The following is a 12,690-nucleotide window of genomic DNA, read 5'->3' on the forward strand; positions in this document are numbered from 1 at the left end:
GGCCCTTACTCCCCACAGCTTGAAATTCGCGACCAGACAAGGAATCCAACGTGAAGCAACGTCACCGACAGCCATGCGGATGCCGATGCCAGCGCAGCTCCAAGTGCGCCCATCGTGCCGACCGAGTGAACCGATACCACGACGAGAATGAGTGCGCCGATGGTCGAATTGACCGATGCAGCGAGGTGATGTCCGCGCAGGATCAGTTGCATACCGATTACAGATGCGGCGCACATGCCCGAACTAGCCACCGCAGCGAAAGTCACTACAGTCGAGTCAAACTCGAAATTCGGCCAAACCGCTTCACCCAGCACGATCAGCAGCACCGCGATACCTGCGCTACCTGCAATCCCCACTCCTACGCTGGTGATCGTCAGTCGTTTTACCCGTCGCCGAGCAGACACGTTGTGCGCAGCTTGTATCAACGCAAGGATCGGAAGGTATACGTACGTCACTCCCGTCAGCGGGCGCAACACCGCCTGGTACTGGCCAGCTTCAGCAACTCCGGCCATCAATGACAAGATGTAGGTGTCGGTCCATGTCAATAGAAATGCACTCAACGCAACCCCGAACCCTGGCAGCCAGAGCGCGTAGTTGCTTCGTACGAACGTCCAGCTGACCTTTCGCGGAAGGCTCGGCCTACTTGACAGGAGCGAAGTCAGGATCGCCCCAAGCATTGCCGCGAGCGCGGAATGGGCGAAGCTACCGGCAATCGAGCCCAGTTTGGGAGAGTTCTGCCAGACGGCATTGAAACGGGTGGCAGCCTTCTCATCGCCGTTCTGTACCGCTGCCGATGCATGCGCCTTATCGCCGACGACCACCACCGCGCAGGCGAATGCTGCTGCTGCAACGTATCCGAAGGACGAGCCCGCCATCCCCGCGGCTATCGACACGATGACGCCCATCGAGCACATGACCGAACTAATCGCCACGGCGTTGTGTCGGAGAGATTCGCGCAGATGCCCCGGAAGGTCCGAGCGCAGCGACGCATTCAGCGACCCCAGGTCTGAAAACTGCAGGGCTCCTTGGACTACCGACAGCCCTAGAACTACCAGTCCGAACTCTGCGGCTCCTAGGTTGTTCGGGAGAAAATAATACTGGGCGACGGCAAGGCATCCGGTAAGCAGCACCACACCCGCGTACACAACCGGTGAGAGCCTGCCCGCACGGTACTTTGCCGGTTGCTGTGCCACCTGATGCTCCGCATGCTCATCGATTTGACCTCCTGCACGGTCGCGGCCCTCAGCCGGCCCGTACTCCTCAGCGCCAGACGGCAAGCGCATTTTTCATCAGGTGTTTCGCCCTGCGGTCGTGCCGATCTCTGGCGAGTCGCAAGAAGGCACGAGACGCATTTCCTAAGGTAAACGTTATCCGCCATGCCAACCGGTTGACCGACGTCGGCTGAAACTGCCGCAGGTAGTAGTCGTACAGGTTTCTGCCCCACATCGTGCTTACGTCGAGCGGTGAACCATCAGCACCTTGTGCCGGCTGCGCGCCTCGATTAGTCAGGTTTTGCACCGAATTTGCAGACGGTTCGTCGATCTCTTCGACCGGTGGCGATGAAGACCGGCCCACCTCGTGATACGCGTGTGCTGCCGCCAACACCTTGATGTTTAGGCCCGCATCGAGTACACGTTGGCAGTACTCGATGTCCTCGCCGTATAGGAACCACCTCTCACTCAGAACGCCAACCCGCTCGATCGTCGAGCGGGGAATGTACAAGCAACATCCCGACGTCCACTCCACCAATTGGTCCTCGCTCGAGTGATGGCTCAGGAAGAGGTGGCGTCCGCGTAACGCGCGCACTCCCGGGAACGCCCGACTCAACCCGGAGTAGTGGGTGAACATGGGCCACAACCGTGGTTGACGGCCGGCCGACATCACGCTGATTTCTTCGCCGCCAGTCACTAATGGAGCGACCATCCCCAGCACCGGATCCCCGCTGACGGCCCGCCGCATCATCGCGATGGCCTCCAGATCGGTTCTGGCATCCGGATTAAGCAACAGAATGTCGTCATTCCCCGATCGCGAGATGACGTCGTTCGCGGCGACCGCGAAGCCCCCCTTGTTGTCGGACATGATCACGTCATCGACATAGCCGTCGGCTGCCAGCTTCCGGAGGACTTGAGGTGTCTCATCAGTGGACCCGTTGTCCCTGATCCGGAGCGTGACATCTGCCGGGCGGTCAACGAACCACTTCACGCAGTCAGCGATGTGGCTGCGCGAGTTATAAGTCACCATGGCGATCGTGAGCGGATTCATTTTCTGCGTCATATCGATATCACCTCCAGGCTTTCAACGGCTTTCACAATCTCCCGCCCATAGCGATCCAACCCGAACTTCTCGTGTACATGACGCTGGCCGGCTACTGCGAGGGCGGCCGACTCTTCGGGATTGGCCATAGCCCAAAGGCAGCGCTGCGCAAGTTCTTGGTAACTTCCCGCGCGGAAGGTCAAGCCGTTCTGTCCGTCATTGACGATCTCAGTGAGTCCATCGACATCGGCCACGATGGTCAACAGGCCAGCTGCCATGCACTCGGCGGCCACCGTCCCGAAGGGTTCGATGCGGGACGGTACGATGGCGATATCAGTATCCTGTAGCACCGGCCGGATGTCCTCCTGGAATCCTAGAAGCGCAAGACGGTCGTCCACACGGAGATCGACTGCGGTTCGTTGCAGTTGCTCGGCAAACCACTCGTAGCCGGGGAAAACATCGCCAGCCAGCGTCAGCGTTGCATTGTGCCCAGCGGATACAATTTCAGCCAGAGAGAAGACGGCCAAATCTTGTCCTTTGCGCTGACTTAGACGTCCTACCACTGTCAGTCGAGTCGGACGTTGTGCGTCAGACGCCCGAGCCACCTGCCCAATTCCATAGTGCGACCAATCCTTTCCGTTGTAGATCACCGTCGCCGTACTCTCCAACCGCGGCAGGACCGAGGTGATCTCCCGCTTGGTCGATTCGCTGTTACACACAACCAGGTCGGCCATCAAGAGCGGTGCATAGAGCACTTTGCGGATGATCCGCGCGGACTGTCCTTCAGCCTCACGAACGTGCACCACCACCCGGCGACGCTGAAGCCTGGCGGTGACGATCCACCAGGGCTGGACGATGGTGTTGACGTACACGACGTCCGGGTCGGCGGAACGGATGAACGTAACCCTGCAAGCTTCGGTTCTCAGTACGTCCCAGATCAGTCTCAGGCCTCTCAAGGGGCTTAGCGCAGACTTTCGCAGAACAGGGATGTTCGCCACCACGACCTCCGCCGCACATGCTGAAATTCTTCCGACAAGTGGTCCGTCCACCGGGGCAACTGCCGTCACCACGTGTCCCTGTTTGACAAGCGCGTGCACAGTTATCACTGCCATGCGATCGGCACCGTACAGTTCGGCGGATGGGTGGGTGAAGAGGATTCTCATACCGGCTGAACCGCCGGCTCCACCATGCTGCGTGTGGCCATAGCCTCAATGGTTTGCAGGTAGCGCTCGCAAACCGAATCCCATGTGTAGGACTGCTGCTGTCGCATCCTTGCCGCAGTGCTGAGTCGGTTCTGCAGTGCACCGTCCGACAACACACTGTCGAGCATGGCCGCGATGGCACTCCCGCGCGGTTGAACGAATAGGCCGGCGTCACCGAGGACTTCACGGTTATACACGGTGTCTCGTGCCACCGTGGGGGCGCCGCATGCCATGGCCTGGACCAAAGCCGGATTCGTGCCGCCCACGCTGTGTCCGTGGAAGTAGACCCCGGCATTCTTCCAGAGCCCGAACAGCTTGGCGTCGTCGCTGATGTGACCGAACCACTTTATCCGGTCGTTCGCGTCGGCCAATTCCCTCGCCTGCTCGTCCAAAGGGCCGCCGTAGCCACTCGACCCGACTATTGCGATATCCCACCGAGTACTGAGGTACGTCGCGGCGTCGAAGAACTCGTCGACCGAGTTCTCAGGGACGAAGCGTGCGACCATGAGCGCGTACCGCCGAAGGGAAAGCTCCTCGCTGAATGTTGTTTCGATGGAATCCGACGCGCCGTACGGAATGAAAACGCCTTCTCGGCCGAACCCTTGGCGCCAACGCCGGCCGATCTCCAGCGAGTCATAGACAAGATTGTCGGCATATCTAGCGGTCAGCGTGGCGCCAGTCTTAAAGGCGGTCTTGGCTGCTCGGCCCCATTTTGCGCGCTCCCACTCGATGCCGTCCACATTCACGATCGTCGGGATGCCACGTTGCTTGAGTACCGGCAGCCAGAAGCCGTTGGCCACGTTCATAACCAGCGCCACGGATGGCTTGGCCTTGGCCGAGTCCAACGCCGACGTCAAGCCGTATGACAGGGTGCTCAGGGACTTCGACTCGACGCCTCGCGTCATGACACGCCTGATCCGACGATCACAGTCGGGGCCTTCCGGGCTAACGGAGCCAGGCCGGCCGTACACAGTGACGTCCCAACCGTGGTCGGCCAGATAAGGTGCCAGACGGCGTACCAGCGTCTCGAATCCGCCGTAATAACTCGGGTATCCCCGAGTACCGATGATTGCAACCGACCTTCGCGTCTCGTCAGACACCGAGTACCTCCAAAGTGGAAATCGGAACGACGAACTTGCCGCCCCGATCGTGGACTAACGACAATTCGGCGACAATCGCGTCGCGTGGGCGCGAGCGCTGGATGTCGATGTAGTGCTGCCACGTCTCGCGCGGGTTAGCGATCACTCTCCGCCAGAGGATTTCTCGGCAGATCGCAACTACTGATGCCGCACTAGTAGTTGAGTCGCGGGACACCTTTGGTCGAGACTCTGTACGTGGCGATTCGCTTCGCTCTGCCCTTCGGCGTCGATGGGGGCTTGAGGCGGTCCTGCCTGACTCGCTCCACCTGTCGGCAGATCGCGAGGCGACCCCCGAAAGCGTCGATTTCAGCGGCGATCTCTTTTCGGAGCGCGTCCGCCGCAGGTTCCAACAGCGGGTACAGGCCACACTCGGCAAGGCAAGGATAAGGCCGCGCCCAACCGCCAGGTGACCGCGACATCTCGGCGTTGAGCACCCGTACGTCGAGCCTCGCCAGCACCGTCGAGGCGGCCGACAAACATCAGTATGAGGAGTCTTCGTGGTAAATCGTGTCGAGCCGGGTGCATTCGATCTGCTGTTAGGACAGGAGGACCTGAAGGTGGCTCGGTCCGCCGGTGTCGACACCATCGCCATATCAGCTGCGGAGCTGATGGGAGGGGTGATGCGTGAAAGTAGGTCAAAGATGATGAGTAGGTCGGCGCAGACAGCCCGCCCTCCAGGATCGGCTGCTAGTTCAGCGCCGAAGAGCCCCAACGGTGGTATGCCGCGTTCCGCGGGGACGACCGCGACATCGGCGGCGCTATCCAGCGGTGAGATTCCGCCAGCGACGGCGCTATTCAGGATATCTGCGTTGTCGCTGGCGGCGTCGATTACAGCTACCTGGTATGGCCGCGCCATGTCGGAGCCTAGGATCATCGTGCACCAGAAATTCGGCTCGTTTGCCGGTCTCCACCATGGGCTTGGGCCGCGTCCCCGACGCCCGGCTGATCCGAGTCGGCGTCCGCTGCGAGAATCACAGCTTTCGTCGCGCACCCTAGCGTGTGACAGGATACTGGCGGGATCAGTTCTCACTCAGGGACTTCCGTTTGATCAATAAGTCCGAGCAGGTAGTCGCCGTAGCCAGATTTATGCAAGGCTTCTGCGCGACAGCGCAATTCGTCATCGCTAATGAACCCGCGCCGCCACGCGGCCTCCTCCGGTGCACCGATCTTGAGCCCTTGCCGCTGCTCAACCGTGCGGACGTAGTTTCCGGCGTCGATCAGCGAGTCAAACGTCCCGGTATCGAGCCAAGCGGTACCGCGCGGAAGCACTTCGACGGACAACGTGCCTCGTTCCATATAGATGCGGTTGATGTCGGTGATCTCGTACTCTCCGCGCTCCGACGGGGGCAGTGAGGCGGCGATCTCGACCACTTCGTTGTCGTAGAAGTACAGGCCCGGCACCGCATAGTTCGACTTCGGCAACTTGGGCTTCTCTTCGATCGAGATCGCCGTACGCTGGTCGTTGAATTCAACAACGCCGTACGCCCGCGGGTCAGCAACCCAGTAGGCAAAAATGGTGCCGCCTCGGACGTGGTTGAAGCGGCTCAGCTGCGAACCGAGCATCGGCCCGTGAAACAGGTTGTCACCCAGCACAAGAGCGACAGGTCCGTTGGCAATATGGTCCTTGCCGATCACGAAAGCCTGCGCCAATCCGTCGGGCGAAGTCTGCACTGCGTAAGTGATGGAAATCCCGAACTGCGAGCCGTCACCCAGCAGCCGGACGAACGACGGGGAATCGGCCGGAGTACTTATGATGAGGATGTCGCGAATTCCCGCGAGCATCAGAGTGGACAGCGGATAGTAGATCATCGGTTTGTCGTAAACAGGCAGCAGCTGCTTGCTCGTGCCCGTCGTGATCGGATGGAGGCGCGTCCCAGCGCCACCCGCGAGGATGATGCCGCGCAACTTCTGTTCGGTCATTACCGGAGGAGACTGGTTCACAGTCAGTACGCCCCTTTACTCGTTCGCGCTGCGCGCAGCGTCTTGGCCCGCCGCCAAATCAAAGAAATGTCGCTTGGACGTTCGGCGTGGCCGCTCGATTCGGCGACACCGAGTACATGTCGGAACGCGCGCCCTCACCTTCGGGTCGTATGCCCGCCCGGCTGCGCAAGAACCTGACCCTAGGACCCAGCTGAGCAGATCCCAGGCCGTCAATCCCCCGGGCGATTAGTAATCGCAAAGTAACGGACATTCGCTGTAGCTGCGCCCCCATGCGCATTTCGCACGAAGTTATCACCCGCCCCCAAGCCTTACAACTCGACAAGGCTGGGTCCCGTTGCATTTGCAACGAAAACCCGCGCGGACGCACTAGTGCAAATATCGGTTGGTCTCTGTCGCACGCTAGCTGCGATTACTCGCCAGTTCAGCGACGTTTCTGTGCAGAGCGAGCAGTTGCTGGATCACCCAGATATCGATGGGCCGGATTACCAACGGCAGTTGCTAGCGCGGAGCCAATTAGCCTCCTTCCCGGCGCACCTGCTCACCCATCTGCCCCGGGAGCGCCGCATGTTCCAGCGGCACGTTTATTGCCTACTCAAGGTTCCGCAACAGTTGTCCAAGCTGCGGGTTCACTCGGCCGCCCCTCGCTGGATGGCGGCCTACCGACAACTTCTCTACTTAGGGCCCGATTTGCCATCGGTCACTCGCATGGCACACCGGTGTGCGGCAGTGCAGAGGACTTGACAATCAGACCGGTTGCGGAGCTGAGCACAACCGACTGACAAATCGGTGCATGACCGTGGCTCCACTCAGAAGCCGCCGCCCGACGCTTCATCGTGGCCTTCTGCGACGAGACACACCGGAACGAATCAGACCGAACCTGAACCCGACAAAGATTTGGTTTCTCTAGGTCGGCCAGGGCTCTCAGTCCGCTTCAGGGTCGTAGTGGCCTCCCGGAGTCGTAGTTGACGGGTCATAGCCTGTCTGTGGCGCCGCCTTGTCACTGGTCGATGCGACGAACGACGCACTTGAATCGTTAAGTGCCGCAACTACATAGGACCGCGAAGCCATTGCGCAGGAAACTCCCACTCCACGACGAGACGGATGCATCAGCTAACCAGCCGTCAGTCGCCGAGAGGTGGTTGTTACCGATGACGAGGCTGCCTTCCCGGTGGCCGTCGTCAGACCGAGAAGGACCGGTCGTGGATGGTGAGCAGCGCTGCTGGAACCGCGGCCGCTGGCGCTCGCGCTGGTGCACTCGTGACGATCACGCCCGGAGGCAGCGGTGAATGGCGCCCCGCGCAACCGCGGCTGCCGTATGAAGCGCGAAACGATTGTTCGACAGCCTCATTGAGGGGGACCCGATTTGGTGGACCAGTCGCTATGCGACTTTGGGGTTGGTGGGTCGTGGTCCACTGTGGAGCGAACTCGGCTGGAGTGAGTTCGCCGTGGGCGGAGTGGGGCCGGTTGGCGTTGTAATCTCGGCGCCACTCTTCGATGATCACCCGAGCTTCCAGCAGCGAATCGAAGCGCCACGAGTTGAGCAGCTCGTCACACAGCCTGCCGTTGAACGGCTCGATCCACGCGTTCTGCCACGGCGACCCGGGATCGATGAAAACTGAACCGGCACTGTTGAATCGACACCAATCATTCACGGCGTTCGCCACGAATTCGGGTCCGTTGTCGAAACGCACATAGTGCGGCGTCCCGTGCATGAACGCCAGGCGATCCAAGAGATCGACGACGGCGTCGGCATCGATGCTGCGATCGACCTTGATCACGAGGGCCTCGCGGGTGAACTCATCAATCACGTTCAACATCTTCAACGTGCGGCCATCGGCGGTCGTGTCGAACTGAAGTCCATCGCCCAGATCACGTTCGGACGAATCGGCGACATCGCACCGACAGCAACTCCGATGCCCGTCAGCCGCTTCTTCCTGCGGCGCTGCGGTTCCCGCAAGCCCTCCTCACGCCACAACCGGCGGATCCGTTTGTTGTTGACCTGCCAACCGGTTCGGCGAGCCATCTTCGCCGCCGGCTCCACACGCGCTAGATGAGTCGTTGGCGCAAGGCATTATCATCTGAGTTCATGTCGGTCCGGAAAGTCCCGGGACGCTTTCGTTTAACCCGTTTGAAGCGTCGGCGAGCGCTCGCACGGACAGAGCAATCATTGCCGGCCCGCGCGCAAACAAGCCGCTTACCAGAAGGACTCCGCCAACCATGTGGCCGTTCCAGCGTGCTGACGTTTGCTTTGCCGCCCCTTTACTTATCCGTTGAGTCCGGCTCCCGTTTCAGCAGTGAACGCCGAGATTTTACCGGTCGGTGGTCGGCGCTGAAGCGACTAATTGGCCGCCGCGCCGCCGGGCTCAACGTGGCCGCCTCGCCCTCCAGTCATCCTCGCGGTCAACTGATAACCTTCAGCCAACCGGACGCGAGGAGGAGCCTTCCAGTGTTCGGCAGGCGCAGTGTGCTGTGGACAGCGCTCGCAGCTGCAGCTTGCGGCTACTGCGTCTTCGTACTCTTCGTACGCGTGTTGCCACTGCCCAACATCGTCGCTCTCTTGGTGTCCGTCGGAGCGCCGTTCACTTCGTTAGTCGCCCTCCTCGGCCTTGCGCTGTCTATGGTGGGCCGCCGAATCATCCTGTCCATCGCTGCAATGGCGGTGTTGGCCGCCACCGTGGCGGTTCAGGTGCCGTGGTATTACTTCGGCAGCCCTCCCCCAGTCGGTCAGCACACCGACTTGCGGGTGCTTTCGTCAAACCTCCGCAAAGGGCGTGCCGATGCAGCGTCCTTCGTGGACTTGGCAAAAGAACGAGCAGACGTCATCACGGTCTCGGAACTGACGCCGGAGGAGGCCCGACGCTTCTCCCGCGCAGGTCTGGAATCAACCTTTCCCTACGCTGTGCTCTCGCCCGCTCCCGGGGGCGGGGGAATTGGTCTGTGGAGCCGGTTCCCACTCGCCACGGTTTCACCTCCGAAGCGCCGCGACACCACCATCGCCGCAGCCAAGATTCAAATCCCCGGTGTGCGATACGACCTGGTAGTCGCCAGTGTCCACGTCACCTCTCCACTGTCCGTCGGCATCGACATCTTCGACAGATGGCGTCGAGGCATCACTGACCTCAAGGCCAGCATGGACGGCTTCGTGGAGACTGCCGGAGCCGGTGCTGTCGTTGTCGCCGGTGACTTCAACAGCACACCTGACATGCGGCAGTTTCGCGATCTGCTCACCAACGGTTACCGCGACGCCGTCGAGCAGACCGGGGCCGGCCCCGGTCCGACGTTCCCCTCCTACCCTTGGTTCCGCCCGCTGATCACCATCGATCACGTTCTCACCCGCAATGCTGCCGCCTCCTCCCTTCGGACACTCGACATTAAGGGCTCCGATCACCGCGCCATCTTGGCCACCATCGAAGTACCGCTCGATCCCACGGCTTCCTGACGTTGCCGAACCGCTCGGACCTGTTGGTCGAATGCACGACCAGAACGGTTTGGCGAAATCCTCATTCTGCCAACGCAATTAGCTCCAATCCCGAGAGCTCGGAGTCCAGCGGCGATCGTTCGGCGGCTGGGCGCTCCATCACGGAACTGAAGGGAATCTCTTGGCCAGTTGCGGGGTCAAGCTGCGCGAATAGGTGGCAGTCATGTGGGTGTTGTCCCGAAAAACCAGCACCCCACCGATGACAGGACTGCACTGTGACCCCGGGCAGATCCAGTCGGTGAGATCCACCATTTGCACACCGGGCACTGCTTCCACCGCAGCTGCCTGAGACTGGTCGCGTTTGGCCAGAGCCTCATCCCTCGAGCGGGCGCAAGCTGTGAGCCTGTCCCCGTGCTCAGCTACGCAATCCGGCACGTTCCTACCCGGCGCCGGGGTGTCTCGGATCACGATGACCTTCGTTCCCTGCGCGACGAGCGGGCCCCAGCGGGCCTGTGCGCCAGAGATGAGAAGATTCCTGTCGCCGGTGTTGTACACGCCGTATGACAACACCACCGCATCAGGCTTCCCTGGGCCCGTCAGATAGGCGCCCATCTGTTCATTCCACGCACGGCATTCGTCGTAGGGACGGTTGAGATTGTCCGAGAACACCGCAATGTCGAGGTAGGGGCAGGCGCTCTTCGTCGCGACCACCAATTTCCATCCGCGCTCAGCGGCCACTGCCTCCATCGCCGGGATCCACTGACCGGCGTGCGAGTCGCCGACCAGTGCGACTTCGATGTCTGATTCTTTATCTCCGTACTCGCAGAACTTCGGAATGACCTGTGTGTAATTGAGCTGACAGTCGTTCACATCGGGGTTATCGGCATTCGCTGCTTGAGGGCTGGGGGTGATCGACGGAACCTTATCGACCAGGGCAGCTGCGGTACTGGTGAGCGGATCATCGCCTAGGACCTCAGCGCCCATTGGCTGATCCGCAGCCACCACTTCGTCGGATTGCGACGGTACGTAACTGGACTGGTAGGCGTCTGGAGCTCGAGGAACAACGGCCGTGACGAGAAGCCCGACGACAACGCTGATGCCGATTCCCAGGAAGGCCAACGCCATGGAGTTCTTGACTGAATCGACGAACGTCTCCGCCCGTCGAATCGGGTCCTCGACGAACTTGAGCGAGAGCCACGCCGGCAGGACCGACAACGCCACCAGCACGACGCCTTCAATCACGCTGATTTCGCGGAGCCCATCGGTGATCCAATAACCGCCGATGACGAGTACCGGCCAGTGCCAGAGGTACATCGAGTAGGAGCAACCGCCGATCCATTGCGTGGGTTTGTTCGCAAGGATGCGGACAGGTCCAGCATTACCGGCGGCTGGACCAGCGGCAAGGACGAGGGCGGTCGCCGCGGTGGGGATCAACGCGATGAACCCGGGGAACGGAACCGCGGTGGTGAGCAAGAACCCGGTGCCGAGAATTCCCGCCACCCCGATCCAGGCCAACGCGGCCGCAGACATTTTCGGCATCTTGTGGAACAACGGCATGGCCAGCGCCACGAGGCCCCCGAGCGCGAGCTCCCAGAGCCGGGTTGTCGTGACGAAATATGCGCGGGACGCGTCCGCGTCGGTGAGATAGACGGACCAGGCGAGTGAACCCGCCGCGATGATCACAAGAGCGGCGAAGGTGACCGCGGTGGCTGAGCCGCCTGTGCGCTTGATGACCCAAGCCAGAAGCACGATGAGCAGAGGCCAGAAGATGTAGAACTGCTCCTCGATCGACAGGCTCCAAAAGTGCTGAATCGGGCTGGGCGCAGTGTCCTGAGCGAGATAGTCGACCGCCCGGTCCGCGAGCCGCCAGTTCACCAGGTAGCCGCCGGCCGCGGCGATGTCGAGACCGATGTCGCGCCACCGTGTGTCGGGAAGGACCAGGAAGGTGGCGAGGCCGGTGGCGAGCAGGGTGAGTGTGCTGGCGGGAATGAGCCGCCGTGCACGCCGGCCATAGAACTCCGCGACGCTGATCCGTCCATACCTGACGTGCTCACGGTGGAGGATCGTCGTCATCAAGAAGCCGGAGACGACGAAGAAGACGTCGACGCCCACGAATCCGCCAGGCAACCAAGAAACGCCGGCGTGCCAGATGAGCACGAAGAGCACGGCGATCGCACGTAAACCCTCGATGTCCGGGCGGAACGCTGCCTTATCCTCTTTCCGCTTTCGGCGGCGCTTTCTTGATGAGCCAGAGCTGAGCGCTCGATCCAGCCCCCGGATCAGTGAAGTCATGACATCCCCCATGGAAGTCTCGGCCCTCAACGCGCACCGTTCCCGCGCAGGGTATCTGACGGCGATCTGCCACGCAGAAGTCCAGGCCCGGCCGCTGCGCGCTCGCGCTGTCCCGCAATTCAACACGCACGAACCGACGAAATCCCGCCAGCCTGCGCGACCGCAGCGCGTTCACAAATCCCGTGCCCGCAAACGCAAACACACCGCACCGGAAGGTGCGGGGGTCACGCCCGGTGGCAGCGGTGAGCGACCGTGCGGCGCGAATTCGGTTGATATACGGCCTGTTAAATGCTCTCTTGGCACAAGCTCCGGGAGGGCGAGCTCATCATGGCGACAACCACCTTTCAGCGATCGGCACACTGGTTGAGCGCCATACTCGGATGCTGCGACTGGTGAAACTGCTCCGCGCTGACTCCGAAACCCCTGTTCCGCCGACCTATTCGCC

Annotated in this window: 7 protein-coding genes and 1 pseudogene; 1 reads left to right on the plus strand and 7 read right to left on the minus strand. The window is 61.3% G+C overall.

Annotated elements, in window-relative coordinates; all coding sequences use genetic code 11:
* Positions 1-5 precede the first annotated feature (5 nt).
* From I7X18_RS23150 to I7X18_RS23175, 6 genes and pseudogenes are all read right to left on the minus strand, one after another.
* A complete protein-coding gene (locus I7X18_RS23150; RefSeq protein WP_193046314.1) occupies positions 6-1,193 on the minus strand; it encodes a polysaccharide biosynthesis protein in 1,188 nt (395 codons plus the stop codon).
* 67 nt (positions 1,194-1,260) lie between these two features.
* A complete protein-coding gene (locus I7X18_RS23155) occupies positions 1,261-2,274 on the minus strand; it encodes a glycosyltransferase (RefSeq protein WP_193046315.1) in 1,014 nt (337 codons plus the stop codon).
* On the minus strand, positions 2,271-3,416 hold the full coding sequence (locus I7X18_RS23160; protein ID WP_193046316.1) for a glycosyltransferase family 4 protein: 1,146 nt from the start codon (positions 3,414-3,416) through the stop codon (positions 2,271-2,273). Before I7X18_RS23160 ends, I7X18_RS23155 begins: the two co-directional genes overlap by 4 nt.
* The gene (locus I7X18_RS23165) at positions 3,413-4,555 is read right to left on the minus strand and encodes a glycosyltransferase (RefSeq protein ID WP_232375310.1); all 1,143 of its coding nucleotides are present in this window, start codon (positions 4,553-4,555) and stop codon (positions 3,413-3,415) included. The genes I7X18_RS23160 and I7X18_RS23165 overlap by 4 nt, the downstream gene beginning before the upstream one ends.
* Before the next feature lie 1,065 nt (positions 4,556-5,620).
* On the minus strand, positions 5,621-6,499 hold the full coding sequence (rfbA, locus tag I7X18_RS23170; RefSeq protein ID WP_193046462.1) for a glucose-1-phosphate thymidylyltransferase RfbA: 879 nt from the start codon (positions 6,497-6,499) through the stop codon (positions 5,621-5,623).
* Positions 6,500-7,920: 1,421 nt separating this feature from the next.
* Positions 7,921-8,567: pseudogene (locus I7X18_RS23175) on the minus strand (IS3 family transposase); the annotation flags it as partial.
* A gap of 495 nt (positions 8,568-9,062) precedes the next feature.
* Here I7X18_RS23175 and I7X18_RS23180 point away from each other — a divergent pair.
* Entirely contained in the window at positions 9,063-9,974 is a 912-nt protein-coding gene (locus tag I7X18_RS23180; RefSeq protein WP_232375311.1) for an endonuclease/exonuclease/phosphatase family protein, read from the plus strand.
* A gap of 138 nt (positions 9,975-10,112) precedes the next feature.
* On the opposite strand, the gene I7X18_RS23185 is transcribed toward I7X18_RS23180, so the two are convergent.
* Entirely contained in the window at positions 10,113-12,245 is a 2,133-nt protein-coding gene (locus I7X18_RS23185; RefSeq protein ID WP_193046318.1) for an acyltransferase family protein, read from the minus strand.
* Positions 12,246-12,690: the final 445 nt, after the last annotated feature.

The sequence above is a fragment of the Mycolicibacterium baixiangningiae genome, assembly GCF_016313185.1.
Classification (GTDB): Bacteria; Actinomycetota; Actinomycetes; order Mycobacteriales; family Mycobacteriaceae; genus Mycobacterium; species Mycobacterium baixiangningiae.

Excerpts from the sequence above, each read along its gene's own strand:
- I7X18_RS23160 (WP_193046316.1), bottom strand. The coding sequence starts at position 3,416 with ATGAGAATCCTCTTCACCCACCCATCCGCCGAACTGTACGGTGCCGAT.
- I7X18_RS23185 (WP_193046318.1), bottom strand. The coding sequence starts at position 12,245 with ATGACTTCACTGATCCGGGGGCTGGATCGAGCGCTCAGCTCTGGCTCA.
- I7X18_RS23155 (WP_193046315.1), bottom strand. The coding sequence starts at position 2,274 with ATGACGCAGAAAATGAATCCGCTCACGATCGCCATGGTGACTTATAAC.